This is a genomic window from Pseudobutyrivibrio xylanivorans DSM 14809 (assembly GCF_900141825.1).
GTDB classification, from domain to species: domain Bacteria; phylum Bacillota; class Clostridia; order Lachnospirales; family Lachnospiraceae; genus Pseudobutyrivibrio; species Pseudobutyrivibrio xylanivorans.
In genome coordinates this window covers 142,556-163,584 of record NZ_FQYQ01000003.1, presented here as the reverse complement: position 1 = coordinate 163,584, position 21,029 = coordinate 142,556, and the positions used below count along the sequence as shown (strand labels likewise).

Annotated in this window: 15 protein-coding genes, 1 other RNA gene and 1 pseudogene; 12 read left to right on the top strand and 5 right to left on the bottom strand. The window is 39.0% G+C overall.

Translation table 11 applies throughout. The annotated features are described in order from the left end of the window. Nucleotides 1-1,126 (bottom strand): annotated as a pseudogene (locus BUA88_RS16310) (hypothetical protein); the annotation flags it as partial. Here BUA88_RS16310 and BUA88_RS16305 point away from each other — a divergent pair. From BUA88_RS16305 to asp2, 3 genes are all read left to right on the top strand, one after another. Then, nucleotides 1,059-2,333, top strand: coding sequence for a hypothetical protein (locus BUA88_RS16305; RefSeq protein WP_200798842.1), 1,275 nt, complete (start codon nt 1,059-1,061; stop codon nt 2,331-2,333). The pseudogene BUA88_RS16310 and the gene BUA88_RS16305 overlap by 68 nt on opposite strands. Before the next feature lie 129 nt (nt 2,334-2,462). Continuing rightward, nucleotides 2,463-3,485 (top strand): hypothetical protein, encoded by a 1,023-nt coding sequence (locus BUA88_RS03825; RefSeq protein WP_072912937.1) that lies wholly within the window; start codon nt 2,463-2,465, stop codon nt 3,483-3,485. A 21-nt stretch (nt 3,486-3,506) separates the two neighbouring features. Continuing rightward, nucleotides 3,507-5,003 (top strand): accessory Sec system protein Asp2, encoded by a 1,497-nt coding sequence (gene asp2, locus BUA88_RS03820; RefSeq protein ID WP_072912934.1) that lies wholly within the window; start codon nt 3,507-3,509, stop codon nt 5,001-5,003. On the opposite strand, the gene BUA88_RS03815 is transcribed toward asp2, so the two are convergent. After that, complete coding sequence (locus BUA88_RS03815) at nt 5,004-5,837, bottom strand: transglutaminase domain-containing protein (protein ID WP_072912931.1); 834 nt, start codon at nt 5,835-5,837, stop codon at nt 5,004-5,006. Nucleotides 5,838-6,024: 187 nt separating this feature from the next. On the opposite strand from BUA88_RS03815, the gene BUA88_RS03810 reads away from it, so the two are divergent. The 3 genes from BUA88_RS03810 to thrC all read left to right on the top strand — a co-directional run bounded on the left by BUA88_RS03810 (nt 6,025) and on the right by thrC (nt 11,244). Continuing rightward, on the top strand, nt 6,025-6,726 hold the full coding sequence (locus BUA88_RS03810; protein WP_072912928.1) for an ABC transporter ATP-binding protein: 702 nt from the start codon (nt 6,025-6,027) through the stop codon (nt 6,724-6,726). 58 nt (nt 6,727-6,784) lie between these two features. After that, nucleotides 6,785-9,670 (top strand): ABC transporter permease, encoded by a 2,886-nt coding sequence (locus BUA88_RS03805; RefSeq protein WP_072912925.1) that lies wholly within the window; start codon nt 6,785-6,787, stop codon nt 9,668-9,670. Between the two features lie 83 nt (nt 9,671-9,753). Then, nucleotides 9,754-11,244, top strand: coding sequence for a threonine synthase (gene thrC, locus BUA88_RS03800; protein ID WP_072912922.1), 1,491 nt, complete (start codon nt 9,754-9,756; stop codon nt 11,242-11,244). A 131-nt stretch (nt 11,245-11,375) separates the two neighbouring features. On the opposite strand, the gene BUA88_RS03795 is transcribed toward thrC, so the two are convergent. After that, on the bottom strand, nt 11,376-12,257 hold the full coding sequence (locus BUA88_RS03795; RefSeq protein WP_072912919.1) for a chemotaxis protein CheX: 882 nt from the start codon (nt 12,255-12,257) through the stop codon (nt 11,376-11,378). Nucleotides 12,258-12,260: 3 nt separating this feature from the next. Next, nucleotides 12,261-12,641: a response regulator gene (locus BUA88_RS03790; RefSeq protein WP_072912916.1), complete on the bottom strand. Its 381-nt coding sequence runs from the start codon at nt 12,639-12,641 to the stop codon at nt 12,261-12,263. 207 nt (nt 12,642-12,848) lie between these two features. Between BUA88_RS03790 and BUA88_RS03785 the strand changes: the two genes are divergently transcribed. The 3 genes from BUA88_RS03785 to BUA88_RS03775 all read left to right on the top strand — a co-directional run bounded on the left by BUA88_RS03785 (nt 12,849) and on the right by BUA88_RS03775 (nt 15,545). After that, entirely contained in the window at nt 12,849-13,199 is a 351-nt protein-coding gene (locus BUA88_RS03785) for a hypothetical protein (protein ID WP_072912913.1), read from the top strand. An 85-nt stretch (nt 13,200-13,284) separates the two neighbouring features. Next, nucleotides 13,285-13,959: a response regulator transcription factor gene (locus BUA88_RS03780; RefSeq protein WP_072912910.1), complete on the top strand. Its 675-nt coding sequence runs from the start codon at nt 13,285-13,287 to the stop codon at nt 13,957-13,959. 17 nt (nt 13,960-13,976) lie between these two features. Further along, a complete protein-coding gene (locus tag BUA88_RS03775; RefSeq protein WP_072912907.1) occupies nt 13,977-15,545 on the top strand; it encodes a sensor histidine kinase in 1,569 nt (522 codons plus the stop codon). 801 nt (nt 15,546-16,346) lie between these two features. Here the strand turns inward: BUA88_RS03775 and BUA88_RS03770 are convergent. After that, nucleotides 16,347-17,720, bottom strand: coding sequence for a citrate/2-methylcitrate synthase (locus BUA88_RS03770; RefSeq protein WP_072912905.1), 1,374 nt, complete (start codon nt 17,718-17,720; stop codon nt 16,347-16,349). A gap of 341 nt (nt 17,721-18,061) precedes the next feature. On the opposite strand from BUA88_RS03770, the gene pckA reads away from it, so the two are divergent. From pckA to BUA88_RS03755, 3 genes are all read left to right on the top strand, one after another. Continuing rightward, nucleotides 18,062-19,675, top strand: coding sequence for a phosphoenolpyruvate carboxykinase (ATP) (pckA, locus tag BUA88_RS03765; protein WP_072912903.1), 1,614 nt, complete (start codon nt 18,062-18,064; stop codon nt 19,673-19,675). 177 nt (nt 19,676-19,852) lie between these two features. Beyond that, a non-coding RNA gene (ssrS, locus tag BUA88_RS03760) (6S RNA) lies at nt 19,853-20,034 on the top strand. An 80-nt stretch (nt 20,035-20,114) separates the two neighbouring features. Beyond that, on the top strand, nt 20,115-20,987 hold the full coding sequence (locus tag BUA88_RS03755) for a YihY/virulence factor BrkB family protein (protein ID WP_072912901.1): 873 nt from the start codon (nt 20,115-20,117) through the stop codon (nt 20,985-20,987). Nucleotides 20,988-21,029: the final 42 nt, after the last annotated feature.

Below are 21,029 nucleotides of genomic sequence, written 5' to 3'. Positions count from 1 at the left end.
GCATGAGCAACTCAGCTAGTGAATCTACATCTGTTAGTGCAAGCCAGAGTGCATCAGAGTCAGCTAGCACAAGTGCAAGTACATCAGCTTCTGAGAGTGCTTCAACAAGCGCAAGCACATCAGCATCAGAAAGTGCTTCAACAAGCATGAGTAACTCAGCAAGTGAGTCAGCTTCTACTAGTGCAAGTGAGAGTGCTTCCTCTAGTGCATCTGCATCAGAGTCAGCAAGCGCCTCAATGAGCCAGAGTATGTCAGAATCTGCTAGTACATCAGCTTCAGAGTCTGCTTCAAATAGTGTAAGTGAATCAGAGTCAGCAAGTACATCAATGAGCAATAGTGCATCAGAGTCAGCCAGCACAAGCGCAAGTACTTCAGCATCAGAAAGTGCTTCAACAAGTATGAGCAACTCAGCTAGTGAGTCTGCATCAGCAAGCACAAGTGCTTCAATGAGCCAGAGCATATCAGAATCTGAAAGTACATCAGCTTCAGAGTCTGCATCAAATAGTGTAAGTGAATCAGAGTCAGCAAGTACATCAATGAGTAATAGTGCATCTGAATCAGCTAGCACAAGTGCAAGTACATCAGCTTCTGAGTCTGCCTCAACAAGCGCCAGCACATCGGCATCAGAGAGTGCATCAACAAGTGCAAGCACATCGGCATCAGAAAGTGCTTCAACAAGCGCCAGCACATCGGCATCAGAAAGTGCTTCAACAAGCATGAGCAACTCAGCTAGTGAGTCTGCTTCTGCAAGCACAAGTGCTTCAATGAGCCAGAGCATGTCAGAATCTGCAAGTACATCAGCTTCAGAGTCTACTTCAAATAGTGTAAGTGAATCAGAGTCAGCTAGTACATCAATGAGTAATAGTACATCTGAATCAGCTAGTACAAGTGCAAGTACATCAGCATCAGAAAGTGCTTCAATAAGTGCCAGCACATCGGCATCAGAGAGTGCATCAACAAGTGCAAGTACATCAGCATCTGAAAGTGCATCTACAAGCATGAGCAACTCAGCAAGTGAGTCGGCTTCTGTAAGCACAAGTGCCTCAATGAGCCAGAGCATGTCAGAATCTGCATCAATAAGCGCAAGCACATCAGCTTCTGAGTCTGCCTCAACAAGTGCAAGCATTTCAGCATCTGAGTCAATGAGCACTTCAGAATCAGCAAGTGTTTCTGCATCACTCAGCGCATCAGAGTCAGCAAGTGTTTCTGAGTCAATTAGTACATCAGAGTCAGCTAGTGTTTCTGAGTCAATTAGTGCATCAGAGTCAGCTAGTGTTTCTGAAAGAATTAGTGAATTGGAGAGTGTATCTTTTTCATATAGCATGAGTCAGTCTGCTTCATTAAGCATCTCTGAGAGTACTTCAGTAAGTGCATCAGAGTCAGCTTCAGTAAGTGAAAGCATCTCAACTTCAGAGTCTGTATCAGCAAGCATCAGCACTCTTGAGAGCCTTTCGACTTCTGTAAGCCTTAGTGAGTCAGTATCAGTAAGTGAGAGCACAAGTGTAAGTGTTTCTGAGAGTATCTCAACAAGTGAGAGCATATCTGTATCAGAGTCAGTTTCAACAAGTGAGAGCATCTCAACTTCTGAATCTGCTTCTGTAAGACTTAGCGAGCTTGAGAGCATGTCAGCATCTCAGAGATTAAGCGAGCTTGAGAGCATGTCTCAGAGTGCAGCAGTATCTGAGAGTGCTTCAGCAAGCCTCAGTGCTTCTGTATCTGAGTCAGCTTCAGCAAGTATGTCAGAGTCTGCAAGTGCCTCAACAAGTGCAAGCACATCAGCATCAGAGAGTGCCTCAACAAGTGCAAGCACATCAGCATCAGAGAGTGCCTCAACAAGTGCAAGCACATCAGCATCAGAGTCTGCATCAACAAGCGCAAGTGAGAGTGCTTCAGCAAGTACATCAGCTTCTGAGTCTGCTTCTGCTGCAGCGTCTACTGTAAATCAGGGAAGTAGTAATGGAAATGGATCAGGAAATGGTTCTGGTTCATCTACATCAGCAACAGAGACAGCTCAAGTTGCACCTGAGACTACAGCTATTAATAACTTTAATGAGCTTGCAGATGCAAAGATTACTGTAAAGACTACTAAGTTCAATGAAGTGGATGTAGCACTTGAGAATCAGGAAGTTAGCCTTGCAGTAGTTCTTGATGATGAGGCAGCTAAGGTTGATGATGTAGTTGAGATTCTTGAGGAGGAGACACCTCTTGGAATGTCAAAGGCAGGAATAAGCGGAAGAGTTTGGTGGTACTGGATTCTTATTCTTATCAGCGCTATTTCTGGAAAGATTGCAAAAGATAAGAGAAAGAATAAGGTAAACGAAATTTCTGAGTAAGCCCCGGCTTGGATATAAAAATTCACAAAAGTTGGTAGATTGTAAAAAAAATATTTTCTATAATTAAGAGGGTAGTGGGGAGTTTCCTACTGCTCTCTTTGCTTTTTTCTGAAATGAGAGGAGTGACTTATGAACAGAAAAGTAAAATCTTGTTTGGAGGCTTTGGCAATTCTTTCAATCACTATGATTATTGCCATGTCCAGTCCATTTAATCCATGGATTGAAGGCACTTTCACGACAATCCAGTCTGAAATATTAGATATAGCATATTCTGTGCGACAGGGCTTCTTAGCCTATGTTGAACTGGATGGACACTATGGTCCAGTGCTATATGAGTTCTACGGACTTGGATATCTTCCAACAGATACTCATATTGTTCATTTTATAATGGAAAGCGTAGTGATATTCTTTACAGTTTTGTTTAATTTCAAGACTGCAAAGTTGTATACATCTGAGGTCTTTGCATTGATAAGCACATTCTTCCTTACTGTATTTGAAATGGGTTCTTTTACCCATGCAGGAGCAGAAGAGTTTATGTTCTTCCTGATGTCATTGACTGCTTATCACGTTGCGAGACAGTTAAAGTATGGATTCCTTTCATATCATACATATTTGCTTACAATCGATTTTGGATTGGTATTTTTCTTGCAGCCGGTTTATTCGCTGATTTGGATAGTCCTGATTATTTTCTTTGCTGTAAAATTTAAGACAGAGAAAATTTCTTCAGATGCCTATAAAGCTTTTGTTATATCTGTGATTGAGGGACTCATTACTGTAATAATCCCTATGGGTCTGTACCTTTGGTATTTCAAAAATGCCAAAGCGTTCTGGCAGCAGGTTGTTGTGTATAACTTCAGCAATATGGGGACATTTGGCGAAGGTCTAAAGACTGTTTGTGGAACACCTTGGATTATTTTACTTACAGTTTTAATTATTGTTATTATCATTAAACATTTAAAGAAAGAAAACGTTTCGGATTTATGTTTCTGGCTTGGATTTATGTTTGTTTCTTACGTAATAATCGCGTTACAGGGAGATAATCCGACATCAATAGTGCAGTTGTCAAAAGCTCTTTATATTGTTCCTATCGCAAGTGCTTGTTCTCTTTTTGACAAGTTCCTTGGATTGACTGTAGAGAAGAGACAGTTTTAATTATTCAAATGGAAGAAAGCCATGGATAGAATTAGAATACTGCAAATTGGACAGGATAGCTGGGAAGACAGATTCCAGCTTCCAACACGGGTAAAGCTTATACACTCCGATGATAAGATCGAGCTCAAAAAGGAAATTTATGAGCTTGTTGTTTTGGAGCGTAATATTACCGAAGAGGAGTTCAAAGCAGTAGATAAGATGTCCATGGCTTATTGTTTTTTTGTGGTGGATTCTTTTGTACTATCGCCATTAACCAAGAAGCTTTTTGAACGAAAAATGGGAAAGATTATTCCAGAGAGTGCTATCCAAAATTTTTTGGATAACGAGGTTAAAAAGTACTTTCCTAAGCCATACGGTGAGAAGTTCAGACCGGAGGCTCTTGGTATCGCCCAGGGATTTAAAGGAAGCATAAAATGGTATGGCCAGTATAGTGTTACAGTGGATGGAAGTTACGGGCAGGAGTTTAATCAGATAGCCTTTTGGAGAGGAAATATTCCTATTGAGGAAGGTCAGGCTATCGATTTTTGGCTGGAATACAAAAAGGCGCCTGAAGTGGAGATAATGCTTGTAATAAAGCAGTTTGTCTCAGGAAGCCTTGCAGATATTTGTGACAGCTGGGAATTTACAGAGGAAGATTTAAAAAATCCGGTACTCATTGAAGGAAGAAATGGTTCCGGTACTATTTTCTGTGAGCTAAAAGCAAAGGGAAGTGGAAGACTGGATATAATTGGGTTACATGACCGTATTTCAAGATGGGACCAGGGATGCTTTATGGTAGGTGGAGAGCGATACGTAACCTCTGACAGAGAGGAGATTTTCGCCTATTTTGATCCTGGTGATATGAAACCACCAATGGCAGTATATTTTTCTGGATATAAGACAATGGAAGGCTTTGAAGGGTATTACATGATGAAGAAGATGGGATGCCCATTTCTGCTTATTGCAGAGCAGCGTTTCCAGGGTGGTGGTTTTTATATGGGAAATACTGAATATGAAAAGCTGATGATTTCTGTAATTGAGGGATACTTAAATCGACTGGGATTCTATTCTGATCAGCTTATTTTGTCGGGGATTTCCATGGGCACAATAGGTTCCATGTACTATGGCTGTGATTTGAGACCGCATGCCTTGATTCTGGGTAAGCCTTTGGCGAGTATTGGAAATATTGCAGAGAATGAAAGATTAAAGAGGCCGGGAGGATTTCCTACCTCTTTAGACTTGTTGCGTTTTCATGGCGGTGGAATGGGACAGGATGCTATTGAAAAATTGAATGACAGATTTTGGAATAAAGTAAGAAATAGTGACTTTGGTCATACTAAATTTATAGTCTCTTATATGTACGAAGATGATTATGATGATACAGCATACGAAAAACTGTTATCAGAATTAAATTCATCGGGAGTTCAGGTGTACGGTAAGGGACTGCATGGACGCCATAACGATAATTCCGCAGGAATCGGCGCCTGGTTCAAGAGCCAGTACGAGCGAGTCCTGCGGGAAGATTTTGAACGTATTTAATTATAGTGAGCTACATACCGGAAGTCTTGACGATAGAGCAGAACGAACATGGTTATGCGCTATCTCTGTGTCGCTAACGTTGAAGTATTGATATGAATAGGTATTTAAAGTTTCATTGATGGTGTCATCTCCAGTAACATCTACGTTATAGAAGTTTCCACCTATCTTAACGATGTTCCAGGCGTGTTCTTCGCCATTAGCAATTCCAGTAACGTAATAACAGGTTATGCCAAGTTTCTGGCAGGCAACCTGGAAAGCTCTTGAATATCCGGCGCATACACTACTTCCTTCTACCAAAGCGGAGTATGCACTTTGATGACTGCAATTCACATTGTCGTAGGTCGATAAATCACAAATCATATCATGAACGATTCGTTCTCTTTCCAAGTCAGTAGGATAAGCAGCAGCCTGCTCAACTATATTATTGACAGCGTTGTTAAAAGCTAAAGTTGCAGAGGCAAGATTAGATTTTGGAATGCAGTAATTTAGCTTTAACTGTATAACCATGCCCTTGGAATTATAGCCATATTTATAGGATGTATTAACCCAAAACAGCTCGGGATGATCATTATAGACGGCATTCATTGTGGTGTACAAAGAATCGTGAGTCAGTGGTGATACCAGTGTAAATACACTCTCGTTGAAGGCCAGAATATTCTCATAAACCTGCTTGTACACCTGCTGTTGTTTTTGACTCAGTACCGTGTTGTAGATATATAAATCATTAACAGCATAGGCCTCAAAATCACAATTCATAAATAGCATTACAAGAATTGAAATAATGCAAATGCCGGTTATTCCCTTACCAATGTGCTTATTTACTAATCTTACCATATTTTATACCTCAAAAGTTAAAGTTTCGAGTAGTAGTTGTAACTGGTAATATTATTATAACGAATGATTAATGAACAAATTGTTAACTACACAGAAAATTCATACTTGTTTAACCTAAAAAATACGTATGTAAATTTAGACCATGTTATTATTAGGCTACATTCCTTTGCTTTTTTTGGAGGTGTCTATGAGTTTTGTAGAATTTAAAAATGTAGGTAAGATTTATAAAACCGGAGAGGTCAGAATAGAAGCCCTTCATGACGTGAATTTTGAGATTGAAGAAGGGGAATTTTGCATTATAGTAGGGGCATCTGGCGCAGGTAAAACCACCATATTAAATATACTTGGCGGCATGGATACTCTTACAAGCGGAGGTGTATATCTGGCAGACAGAGATGTGTCAGGTTATTCTCCAAGAGAGCTTACAAGCTACAGACGTTTTGACGTGGGATTTGTATTTCAATTCTACAATCTTGTAGGTAACCTTACAGCTAAGGAAAATGTAGAGTTGGCTGCTCAGATATGTAAGGATCCAATACCGGCAGAGAAGATATTGGAAGAGGTAGGTCTTAAGGAGCGAATGAATAATTTCCCTGCCCAGCTTTCAGGAGGAGAACAGCAACGAGTGGCAATAGCTCGAGCGTTAGCAAAGAATCCGAAGTTACTTTTATGTGATGAGCCTACAGGAGCTCTTGATGATGAAACAGGCCGTCAGGTCTTAAAGCTTTTGCAGGACACCTGCCGTAAAAACGGAAAGACGGTTGTGGTAATTACCCACAATCATGCATTGACTGCTATGGCTGACAGAGTAATAACAGTTAAATCTGGGACTATAGCAGATATGTATATGAATGAAAAACCAAAGAGTGTGGATGAGATTGAATGGTAGCAAAGGCTCCCATTGAGGTGAAGCTGTCAGCAGAGCTGACTGATGAGGTGTAAAAAATATGTTAGCTTTATCAACATTTAGAGAAATAAAACAGTCTCTAGGGAGATACATCGCGCTTCTAATGATTATTGCCATCGGAGTAGGCTTTTTTGCAGGTCTGAAGGTCACAGACCCTGCTCTTCGTGCGTCCATGCAACAATACTTTGAGGATAATGAATTCTATGATTTTCGTCTTATTTCGTCACTTGGCTTTGGAGAGGATGAAATCGAGTATATTAAGAATAATATTGATGCCAGATATGTAGAGGAATCTATAGCATTTGATGTAATGATGTCGTACGCGGATAGCGAATATGCTATGAAGATAATCAGCCTTCCAACAAACATCAATAAGGTAGTTCTTATGGAGGGCACCTGGCCAAAATATGAAAATGAGTGTCTTGTGGATGCAGCAGCATTTGATGAGATTCATGTTGGGGATACCATTAAGGTGGCAGACGGTAATGAGAAGGAGGACAGGGATCGCTTTAAATACAGTAGCTTTAAGATTGTAGGAATAGCAAAATCACCTCTATATATTCAGTACGAAAGAGGTACCACATCTATTGGAACAGGAGTACTAGATGGATTCTTATATGTAAAAAATGAAGCATTTAAGGATGATATATATACGGATTGCTACGTTAAGCTTGATTCAGATCCACCTATTTATTCAGATGAATATGACAAGCTCATAGAATCTAAAGAAGATGCTGTTCAGGCAGTATTAGATAAGGCGGCTGAGGACAGGTACGCTGGAATTATTAAAGAAGCACAGGATAAGATGGATGATGCCAGGGAAGAACTGGAGGAGAAGAAGGCTTCCACAGGTAAAGAGTTTGATGATGCCAAAGCAGAATTGGATTCGGCAAAGAAAAAGATAAATAGCGGTAAAAAGCAGATAGAGGAGTACGAGTCCCTGGAGGCTCAGCTAAAGGATGGATTAGATCAGATGCTTTCTGGCATTAATCAGATGGAGATGGCCCGGTCTGTGAATCCAGCCATGTTTGATGAGAATCAGTACAATGCACTTATGGCAGAGTATCAAGAGAAATCTGCTCAGTTATATACACTTCAGTCTGGACTTGAAAAAGCCCGAAAGGAATACAACAGTGGCAAGAAGGAATACGAAGATGGTTTGGCTGAGTATGAGGATGGTGTTAAGGAGTTTGATGAAAAGATAGCAGAAGCAGAGGATGAGATTGCTGATGCACAAAAGGAGATTGATGACATTGAGGAGGCAGACACATATCTTCTGAAAAGAGATGGAAATGCTGGATATGTTTGCTTTGAAAGTGATTCTACCATAGTAGGTGCTATCGGTAACGTATTTCCAATATTCTTCTTCCTGGTTGCAGCGCTGGTTTGTATGACTACCATGAACCGAATGGTGGAGGATCAGCGAACTCAGATAGGTGTGCTGAAGGCATTGGGCTACAGCAATGGGGCTATAATGGGGAAGTTTGCTTTTTATTCAGGCTCAGCAGCATTTGTTGGTACATTATTGGGATTCTTCCTTGGTACATTCGGATTCCCACAGGCAATCTGGTATGCATATCAGATGATGTATAATACCAGAGGGGTGGATTATTACTTTGACCCTGTTATGCTTGTGATTTGTTTTGTAGTTGCTTTTATATGTTCAGTTGGGGTGACACTTGTTTCATGTCGTGTGGAAATGACTGAGATGGCAGCATCCCTGATGAGACCAAAGGCACCTAAAGCAGGAAAGCGAATCTTTTTAGAATACATTCCGTTCTTCTGGAACAGACTTAAGTTTTTACGCAAGGTAAGTCTTAGAAACATATTCAGATATAAAGGTCGTCTGATTATGATGGTAATGGGAATCGGAGGATGTACGGCACTGCTTGTCGCTGGTTTTGGTGTGTATGATTCCATCGCTGATATAGCGGAGAACCAATATACAAATATTTCGTTATACGATATGGATATAACCCTGAAGAAGGGAAGCAAGGTGCCAGTACATGTTTTAGAGAAGAATGGATATGACACAGAGGACTATATTCTTTTCTATCATAGCTCGGTAGACTTGAAATTTGGCAAGCATACCAAGAATATCTATATGAACGTATATGATGACGGCGCTGACATCGATAAGTTTTTTGACATCCATGATGTGAAGGGCAATCATATAGATATGGAAAGTCTTGGGGATGATGAGATAGTTCTTAACATGGGTATATGTGACAGGTTTGATATAAAGAAGGGTGATAAGGTTACAATATCTTCTGAGGATATGAAGCCTGTGACTCTCACAATAGGTGCAATCAATCAGAACTTTATTAACAACTATATGTACATGAATGCCAGCACCTATGAGAAGAACATTGGTCCTATACCGGAAAAGAAAAATCTCTTTGTGGTTGTTGATGAGGGAATAGATTCTCACGAGGCAGGTGCTGCTCTTATGGGGGATAACGCCATAAGCATCGTTCAGCCAACTCAGGATATGTTAGACAGAGTAGAGAATATGATGGGCAGCTTGAATATCATAATATACCTTGTTATTGGTTCAGCTATGGCACTTGCGGCAGTAGTTGTATATAATCTAACAAATATTAATATTTCTGAGCGCGTAAGGGAAATTGCAACAGTGAAGGTGCTTGGCTTCTATAAGGAAGAGACCAGATCTTATGTGTTTAGAGAAAATATTCTTTTAGCTATTATGGGTGCAGCAGTAGGTCTTGTGCTGGGTAAGTTTTTCCATGCATTTATAATGAGCCAGATTATTGTGGATCTCATCACCTTTGATGTGAGGGTAACTCCTCTTAGCTATGTTCTTTCATTTGTACTGACTGTAATATTTACGTTAGTAATAAATGTGCTGATGGGACCAAAGCTTGATGAGATTAGTATGACGGAGTCTCTGAAAGCAGTTGAATAAAAGTGAAATTTCATCTAGACTTTACTTCTTTACTGTGCTACAGTAAACTGAAAAGAAATTTATAGATAAGCGAGGGAAGAATCATGTCAGTTAATTATGTTAGTACTAGAGATTTAAATAAGCAGGAAATCACTGCTTCTCAGGCGATCTTAAAGGGACTTGCAGATGATGGTGGTTTATTTGTTCCAACATCTATTCCTAAGTTAGAAGTTCCAATAGAGAAGCTTGCTGAGATGACATATCAGCAGGTAGCTTATGAGGTGTTAAAGCTCTTTCTTTCAGATTTTACAGAAGAAGAATTAAAGCATTGCATTAACAGTGCTTACGACAGCAAGTTTGATACTGAAGAAATAGCTCCACTTGTATATGCTGATGGTGCATATTACTTAGAGCTATTCCACGGTGCTACAATTGCATTTAAGGATATGGCACTTTCAATTTTGCCACATCTTATGATTACTTCCGCTCGAAAAAATAATATTAAAAATGATATCGTTATTCTTACAGCTACATCAGGTGATACAGGTAAAGCTGCACTTGCTGGCTTTGCAGATGTAGAGGGTACACGTATTGTTGTTTTCTATCCAAAGAATGGTGTTTCTGCTATTCAGGAGCGCCAGATGGTTACTCAGAAGGGTGATAACACTCATGTAGTTGGAATCAAGGGTAACTTTGATCAGGCTCAGACTGGTGTTAAGCAGATGTTTAATGACAAGGCTCTTGCAGCAGAATTAGATGCAGCAGGATTCCAGTTCTCATCTGCAAACTCAATCAACATTGGTCGTCTTGTTCCTCAGATTGCTTACTACGTATATGCGTATTCAAAGCTTCTTGCCGAGGAGAAGATTACTTCAGGCCAGGAGATAAACGTAGTAGTTCCTACAGGTAACTTTGGAAACATTCTTGCAGCTTACTATGCAAAGAATATGGGACTTCCTATTGCTAAGCTTGTTTGTGCATCAAATGAGAATAAGGTTCTCTATGATTTCTTTACAACAGGTGAGTACGACAAGAACAGAGACTTTATTCTTACAAACTCTCCATCAATGGATATCCTTATCTCAAGTAACCTTGAGAGATTGATTTATCATATTGCTGGCAATGATGCTGCAAAGAATGCAGATCTTATGGAGTCACTTAAAGCTACTGGAAAATATCAGATTACAGATGATATGCGTGCAAAGCTGGACAGCTTCTATGGTAACTATGCATCAGAGCTTGAGACAGGCATGACAATCAAGGATTTATATGATGAGACAGGCTACATTATTGATACACACACAGGTGTAGCTGCATCAGTTTATAACAAATATAAAAAGGAAACAGGTGATGATAAGGTAACTGTTATCGCATCTACAGCAAGCCCATTCAAGTTTACACGTGCGGTAATGGGTGCTATCGATTCTGCTTACGAGCAGGAAGAGGATTTCGTTCTTGTAGATAAGCTTTCAGAGCTTGGCAAGGTTGCAGTACCTAATGCAATCGAAGAAATCCGTTCAGCTCCAGTTCGTCACGATACAGTCGTAGAAGTAGAAGATATGTGCGCTGAGGTTAAGCGTTTCCTCGGAATTTAATTCGTATTAAAGGATTTGGAAAATTAAGAGCCCCCAGTAGGTAACAAGCTCTAATAATTCTTAAGCGAAGCTTTCTTCAGCTGAGCGTAGAATTCATTAGGCTTGTGGCCGTAACTGAGGGCTCGTATTATTTAGAAACAAACTAAAAGGTGCACAGTTCCAAATGGATAAGCCACTGGAAAATCTACACATTTATTAGGTCCCGATAGAATACCTTCCTCCGTAATAACTGGAGGTGAAAGTGAAATATCTTTAGATAGCTGATTAGAAGCATTTACAATGAATAATCCATTGTGGAGATTAAGGAAATCCTCTAATGCAGCCACAATATATTCATTAAATTCGTTGAAATCTTCTTTTGCATATCTTGATGAAAAAGCGATTGCAGTTTCTCTATCGCAGTCTATATGAGTTATATAATCATGTCCACTGCTAATAGCCTGAGACACTCCAAAGGTAATAGGAAATTCATCCAGTATCATTGGTGAAAGTGGAGAAAAGTCCTCGCCAATAAATCTAATCAAGCTGTTAAACATAAGCTCAAGGTACATAAGATTCAAGTCATTGACAGGCATTTCTGCCATAAGGAAAAACTTTGAAATAATAGTCTGGATGGCTTCCTGATTTTCGACATCAAGGCTCAAATCATAGAGCTCAGCTTCGTTCTTGTAATCAAAGACTATTCGCTCAAGCTCTTCGTAAGAAAAAACTCCATCTTCAACCAGATTCTGACCTAGCAGAATGAAGTCAGGTGTCTGCTTTGAAAGAAGCTCTTCAACCTGTGATTCATCCAAGTATCCTCTGGCAATGGCGATTTCACCGAATCTTTTATCTTCACGTGTTTGAACATATAGGCATTCATCTACCTCGTTCGCAGTCATAAGCCCTTCATGGATAGCGATTGTTCCAAGTTTAATGTGCGTTTGAGAAAGTCTAGCCATGGCATTGAAAAGCTGTTCTTGCGTTACAAGTCCCCTTTGTAAGAGATAGTTGCCTAAGAACTGTGTATACATAAACTATTTTCCTCCAAGGCGTAGTTCGATAATTTCTTTAATCTGGTTTTTCTCAAATGGCTTTTGTATAAAATCTTTCGCGCCTAATTTAATTGCTTTTTTAAGCTGCTCCTGTGTACCTACAGAAGATACAATAATGATGACTGCATCTGGATCAAAATCTTTAATTTCAGCAAGTGCAGTATTACCATCTTTTTCAGGCATTACAATATCCATAAAAACAAGGTCAGGCTTTTCACTCTTGTAAAGGTCAACCGCCTCAGCTCCATTTTTACCTTCGACAAAGATGGCGCCTGTTGCAATTTCATTAACAGCATCAACTAATTGCTTTCTGGCAAGTACTGAATCATCGCAAATAAGAATTTTTTTATTAGTTATGTCCATAAAGCCAATACCTCCTGCATATTATAAGTTAATAATACAATAACAATTAGGTATATTCAAATAGATTTATCAGATAAAATAAGGAGATTTTATGAATTTAAGAAAAATTTAATGGTTCAATTAATACTGATTAAATTTGTGTATTTAATAGAAATACAAAGGGATGTTGGGTATAATTATTACATTAAGTTTTTGGAGGGAACAATAATGACAATGAATTTTTTCTCAATTTTTGATGCAATTATATCTTTGCTGGGAGTGTACCTTGTATTCGTAGGAATAAAAGGATACAAGCGCGGCGAGGTAGATCCAATGGTTATAACAACAGAGGAACTGACTAGATGCGGAGATATTAAGGGTTTGTCTGAGTATTTAATGCCTAAGGTTGCTATCTTTGGTGGATTTTGTATGCTGTTTGGTGCCCAGGGACTTTTAAATGATTCACAGGTAGTTACATTTCCAAAGTATGTAAATATAGTTTTCCTTGTTGCATTTGTTATTGTATGGGGACTTTTCTCAGCTGCAATTCATAAAGCAAAAAAGCAGTATATTCATTAAAAAATTTAAATAACATCACCCAGAATTCACATAAGTGATGGATACTATAACCGATAACATACGAATCGTGTTTTAGGAGGCGTGCATGAAGAAGATTTTAGTAGTTGACGACGAAGAAAAGATTCGTTCAATTATTCGTAAGTATGGTGAGTTTGAAGGATATGAAATTGATGAGGCCTGCGACGGAATGGATGCTATAGAAAAGGTCAGGGCCAACAGTGATTATGATGTTATAATTATGGATGTTATGATGCCGGAGTTGGATGGATTTTCGGCATGTAGTGAAATAAAAAAGATAAAGGATATTCCTGTTATTATGCTTTCGGCAAGAGGCGAGGAGTATGACAGAATTCACGGCTTTGAAGCAGGAGTTGATGATTATGTAGTTAAACCATTTTCACCTAAGGAACTGATGATGAGAGTGAATGTTGTTACCAGCCGTAGCAAGCCTGACGCTGGAGCAACTATGGATGTATTCAAATACGAAGGTTTGGAAATCAATTTTACGGCCCGTACTGTTTCTATCGATGGAAAGAGAATCGAAATGTCTCCAAAGGAGTATGAGCTTCTGTTTTATCTAGTTCGTAATAAGAATATTGCCCTTGAGAGAGAAAGACTTATCACTGAGGTGTGGGGTTACGATTACTATGGCGATGACAGAACATTGGATACCCATATTAAGTTGCTGAGAAACAGTCTTGGAGAATACAGAAAATTATTAATCACTCTTCGTGGCGTTGGCTACAGATTTGAAGCGTAACAGATGGAGGTATTCCTTTGAGAAAAAGTCGTATTAGTATTAAATGGAAGACCTTTTCAATATTCCTGATTTTTACCATAGTACTTCTCGGAGTACTATGGTTTTTTCAGATAGTCTACCTTGATGATTTCTATAAAATCATCAAGCGTCAGGAGACGGAGACGGTCCTTAATAATGTGGAGGAATTACTATTATCTTCACATGAAGGTGATAATGACTGCTCCGAAGAAATTGAAAAGATTGCTGCAAATCATAATCTTGGTATTTACATTACAGACGAGGATGGCAATTCTATCTATAATGCAGAGTATATCTATAATTCACAGATGTCATCCTTACCACCTTTTATGTTTGAAATATTTTATGATGAAGCAGTGGCAAATGGTGGAGAAGCGGTCATTGAGTATAAGGGCGGGGAGATGCAAAACAAGATTCGAGAAGTTCTTGATAGCATGGAACAGCCTACTGAAGAGGAGGACTCTAAAGAGGGCCGAATCGCATATACGATACCGCCAAAGAGAGAGGAACCAGGACAGTTTAGACAAAACATTGGCGATGACATGGCTGAGTCTGTTATCTATGTTAGGGTAGCAGATGTGGGTGGCACCAAGGAGGTAATTATGATTAACTCAGTTCTTACTCCTGTGGATGCAACAGTCAGTACATTAAAAGCGGAGCTTAAGTATATTTCAATCATCCTTATTGTTATTGCTTTTGTTCTTGCGGTAGGTTTATCGAGAAGTATTTCAAAGTCTATTATAAAGATAAATGACGGTGCTAAGAAATTGGCTGCTGGGGATTATTCTGTAAAATTTAGCTCACATGATTACATGGAGGTATCTGAGCTTTCTGATACATTGAATTATGCTGCATCAGAACTTGGTAAAGCAGATAGCTTTCAGAAGGAGCTCATCGCAAACGTATCTCACGATTTAAGAACACCTCTTACAATGATTAAGGGATATGCTGAGGTTATGCGTGATATACCAGGAGAGAATACTCCTGAGAATGTACAGGTAATTATTGATGAGACTGAGAGATTATCAGGACTCGTTAATGACATGCTTGATATTTCGAAGCTAAAAGCAGGAACAATTACAATCCAGCCAGAGGAATACAATTTTACAGAAAGTATTCGTCACGTTTTGGAGCGATATAATAAGCTTCGTGAGGTGGATGGATATACTATTGATTTTGTATACGATAATGAAGTTAACGTATATGCGGATGAGCAGAAGATGTATCAGGTGCTATACAACCTGGTAAATAATGCTATCAACTATACTGGTGATGATAAGAAGGTTACTGTCATCCAGAAAGTATTGGATAATGTTCTTCGAATAGAAGTAAAGGATACTGGTGAAGGAGTGAAGCAGGAGGATATTCCTTACGTATGGGATCGTTATTACAAGGATTCTGCAGCTCACCGCCGTGCTATCCAGGGCACAGGCTTAGGACTTTCTATTGTTAAAAATGTGCTGGAGCTCCACGGAGCAAAATACGGAGTTTTCTCCACTCAGGGGCAGGGCGCTACCTTCTGGTTTGAAATATCAATCAATCCTTTTGAAGAAGAGGATGAGGAATAAAATAAATTTGTTTAAGGATTCTAGTATTTGGCTGGGGTCCTTTTTTATTTTCAACCTGCTGATTACATGATACCCATACATTTTTTATTTGAGCTTAGTACATTATATCTGCCAAGAACCCCTATCAAGGGCAAGGGCAAAAGCCAGCTTCGCTCCCTTGACAGAGGTTCTTTTTGCAGATATTAGGCAAACAAGCTCAAAATAAAATTGGACTGTGGCGAGGCCCCAGTGAATAGATATATTTAGGGCAAATATATGCTAAAACTGCGATTTACGGAAAAATGGTATGGTTTATGCTTTTGTTACGTAGAGTTTTGATAGAGTGAGTATTATTTCGGGAACATATTTTGAGTGATGTGTATAATTGAATGGCTATATAGAAGTAGATGGATATATAAGTAAATATGTGGATTATTGCTTACGGAATAATCGTGGAAAAAGAGCATTATTACGTAAATGAATCTCTTGTAAGAGTAGTTATTTCCTGCATATACAGTGTTTTTACAAAAAAGTAAATAAACACTGTATATTTTCAACTCACAATAGAGTATAAGAGAATTAATACTCTTATTGGAAAAATTGGAATAGGATTTTGAGAGTAGATTAGACTCATCTAGTGTAGGAGTGTCTACTAAAAAGAAAAACCATACAGTGTTTTTTGAGAAAAATACGAAAAACACTGTAGATTCCCTGAATATATGTGTTTTGAAGGGCTGGTGGTTTGCCACAGTCCCATTTTCAAGCAGGCTTGAAAATAAAAAAGGATTCTAGTCAAAAACTAGAATCCTTAAATGCATTTCTTTAATCCACAACTCTCTCTTCAATTGGAATGTATTTCTTATGCTGGCATACTGTCATGTAAGCAGGTCTCATAATCTTACCCTTATGACAGATTTCCTCCATGCGGTGAGCACTCCAGCCAGCGATACGAGCGATTGCAAAGATAGGAGTGAATAGCTCTCCAGGAATGCCAAGCATCTGATAAACGAATCCTGAATAGAAATCCACATTAGGTGAAACACCCTTATAGATTTTTCTCTCCTCAGCGATAATCTTTGGAGCGAGCTTTGCTACTAATTCGTAAAGACGATATTCTTTTTCCATGCCCTTTTCAATGGCAAGATCTTCAACGAATGAATGGAATGTAAGAGCACGTGGATCTGAAACAGAATAGATAGCGTGTCCCATACCATAGATAAGTCCCTGTCTATCGAAGGCTTCTCCGTGAAGAAGAGCACGAAGGTAATTTCCTACTTCCTCTTCGTCTTCCCAATCCTTTATAACAGACTTCATTTCATCAAACATCTTTACTACTTTGATATTAGCACCACCGTGTTTTGGTCCCTTAAGTGAACCAAGAGCTGCCGCGATAGCTGCGTATGTATCTGTACCAGAAGATGAAACAAGGTGAGTAGTAAATGTAGAGTTGTTACCACCACCGTGCTCCATATGAAGAATCAATGCAACATCAAGAAGCTTTGCCTCAAGTGGAGTAAATTTGCTATCTGGTCTTAAGCAGTGAAGGATGTTCTCTGCTGTAGAATAATCAGGTCTTGGCTGATGAATGATGAGAGAATTCTCATTATAATAGTAATCATAAGCTGCATAGCTATAAACCGAAAGCAATGGGAAATTAGCAATGAGCTGTAAGCACTGTCTTAATACGTTTGGCTCTGAAGTATCATCAGCGTAATCGTCGTATGAATAAAGAGCAAGTACTGAACGAGCAAGTGAATTCATCATGTCTTTTGATGGGCTCTTCATAATCATATCACGAACGAAATTTGGCGGAAGAGAGCGGTAGTGAGCTAGGATGCCTTTGAAATCTTCCAGTTGTTCCTTTGTAGGTAATGTGCCAAATAATAAAAGATATGCACATTCCTCGAATCCAAAATGCTGCTCCTGTGGAAGATTCTTAACTAAGTCACGTACATTGTAACCACGATAGAAAAGCTGACCGTCGCAAGGAACCTCTTTTCCATCAACGAACTTTTTTGAATTAACCTCTGATATTTCTGTAATACCAACCAGGACACCCTTACCATTAAGATCACGAAGACCTCTTTTTACATCGTATGTTGTGTACAACTCTGGATCTATATATGAAGATTTTTTGGAAAGCTCTGCCAGCTGTTCCAATTCAGGAGTTATCTCGCTATAATTCTCAATTACCATGTAACATAATCCTCCTTAAAACTATTTCACACTTTAGTGTGCTAAACTGTAATTTAAAGTATACTACCATAAAATAAGGTAAATATACAAGCTTAATTGTTACATTTATTTAAGTTAATTTGCAAGAGATATGGGCAAATTTATGAAATTTTTTATAGTTAGCAAATTGCTTAATTTTAGTGATAAAAATTGTACAAATCATAAAACACTTTTTTTGTGAATTTATTGACAATAATTTGTGTAACGTCTAGAATGATAACTAGCGAAAATTAGTTATAAACCTTTAATATATAGGGGTTAGCTAGTTAAAAATTATATTTAGAAAAGCGAGGTAAGATAAGATGGCTAGTATCGATTTGACAAAGTATGGCATCACAGGAACAACTAATATTGTTCATAATCCTTCTTATGAGGATCTCTACAAGGAAGAGATTGATTCTAAGCTTGAGGGGTATGAGGTAGGTAAAGAGACAGAGCTTGGCGCTGTTAACGTTATGACTGGTATTTATACAGGTCGTTCACCTAAAGATAAGTATATCGTAGTAGATAAGAACTCTGAGAACACTGTATGGTGGACATCAGAGGAGTATCCAAACGATAACCACAGAATGAGCGAGGAGACTTGGGCAGCAGTTAAGGAAATCGCTAAGAAAGAGCTTTCAAACAAGGATCTTTATGTAGTAGATGCATTCTGCGGAGCTAACAAGGATAGCCGTATGGCAGTTCGTTTCATCGTTGAGGTTGCTTGGCAGGCTCACTTTGTTAAGAACATGTTCATCCAGCCTACAGCAGAAGAGCTTGCAAACTTCGAGCCAGATTTCGTAGTTTACAATGCATCAAAGGCTAAGGTTGAAAACTTCAAGGAGCTTGGTCTTAACTCTGAGACTTGCGTAGCTTTCAATATCACATCTCGTGAGCAGGTTATCATCAATACATGGTACGGCGGAGAGATGAAGAAGGGTATGTTCTCTATGATGAACTACTACCTTCCACTTAAGGGCATGGCTTCAATGCACTGCTCAGCTAACACAGACAAAGACGGAAAGAACACAGCAATCTTCTTTGGTCTTTCTGGTACAGGTAAGACAACACTTTCTACAGATCCTAAGCGTCTCCTTATTGGTGATGACGAGCACGGCTGGGATGACAATGGTGTATTCAACTTCGAAGGTGGTTGCTACGCTAAGGTTATCGGCCTTGATAAGGAATCTGAGCCAGATATCTACAACGCAATCAAGAGAGATGCTCTTCTTGAGAACGTAACAGTAGCTGCTGATGGCAAGATTGATTTTGAGGATAAGAGCGTTACAGAGAATACTCGTGTATCTTACCCAATCAACCACATCGAGAATATTGTACAGAAGGTTAACCCTGTTTCTGCAGGTCCAGATGCTAAGAATGTTATCTTCCTTTCAGCTGATGCATTCGGAGTACTTCCTCCAGTATCTATCCTTACACCAGAGCAGACAAAGTACTACTTCCTTTCTGGTTTCACAGCTAAGCTTGCTGGTACAGAGAGAGGTATCACAGAGCCTACACCTACATTCTCTGCTTGCTTCGGTCAGGCATTCCTTGAGCTTCATCCTACAAAGTACGCTGAGGAGCTTGTTAAGAAGATGGAGAAGTCTGGAGCAAAGGCTTACCTTGTAAACACAGGTTGGAACGGAACAGGAAAGCGTATCACAATTAAGGATACAAGAGGAATCATTGATGCAATCCTTTCTGGTGACATCAACAAGGCTCCTACAAAGACAATTCCTATGTTCAACTTCGAGGTTCCTACAGAGCTTCCAGGTGTTGATCCTAAGATTCTTGATCCTAGAGACACATATGCTAACGCTTCTGAGTGGGAAGAGAAGGCTAAGGATCTTGCTGCAAGATTCAACAAGAACTTCGTTAAGTACACAACAAATGAGGCTGGTAAGGCACTTGTTTCTGCAGGTCCACAGCTCTAAAATTTAGTTTTGATACTTAATTAATAAATTTTAGCACCCTAATGTTACATAAAAATATGTAATTTAGGGTGCTTTTGTTTTTTATAACACGAATATGATTAAATTGTGAAAAAACAGTTCTTTATTTTGTCACAAATATGATGTAATATAATTGCAGGTACAAGATACCGACTTTTACCTAACCTGGGATGTACGATTTAACTTATCCTTTTTGAACCTACATTTACTTTAAATGGAATGCTTATATTTCTAATCGGCTGTCAGGCCTCCTTTGCAGTGGAAGGCAAAAGATTAGTTGCGGCGATCCACCTAGCTGGCGCTAGGAGTCAATTGATAGGCCCGGCACCTCCGGGTTAGGTTTTAAATGAAAACTGAAGCGTCTATGCGTTGCATAGACGCTTTTTCTTTGTTAAAATTTAGGCGTTGAGGAGAATATTTTATGTGGACATTTTTAGGATATGGAAAAACATATTTAGATAAATGTGGCAGGGATAATATTGGTGCGTATGCTGCTCAGACAGCCTACTTTATCATTATGACTGCAATCCCTGTGACTATGCTTTTGGTATGGATTGCGGGCTTAATTCCATCTATCAGCCATTATCTCAATGAGCTGATTTATGAGGTTATTCCGGCGGAGTTTTCTCCATTTATGGCTAAGGTGGTTGACCTTGTTACAAAGGGGTCAGTTGGTGCAATTTCTATTTCTGCATTGATGGCCATCTGGTCTTCTGGAAAAGCCTTTCAGAATCTTATGGTTGGTCTTAACCAGGTTAATCAGATAGAAGAAACAAGAAACTGGTTCGCCAGACGACTTAAAGCTATTTTCTACACGATGTTTCTTCTTTCAATTATTGTGGTAATCATGCTTATGCTTGTATTTACCCAAAAGCTTCAGGGCTATGCCAAGAGCACATATGGTTTTCTTGCTTATGTGTTTGGAATACGTCCTTTGTTTAGAAGTATTTTTGTGTTTATTTTTTTGGTTATCGTATTTACGTTTTTATTTACAGCGTTGCCAAATAAAAATCTAAAGTTTATGAGTCAGCTTCCAGGCGGAATAATATGTGCGGTTAGCTGGTATGTATTCAGTTTGTTCCTTGCTATTTGGGTAAAGTATTTTAATGGTTTTTCTATGTACGGAGCCCTTGCTACCATGATGATTTTTATGTTCTGGCTTTACTTTTGTATGTACTTCATGCTTATGGCAGCAGAGGCTAATGTATTTTTTGCAGACGCATTTGGACAGGCATGGGAAAAGTTTAAAATTGACTTTAAGGCGAAGCATTTTAGCAATTGGACTACTAAGTAATTCTGTGCTAAACTAGGTTGAATGTTTATAAATGATTTAGAA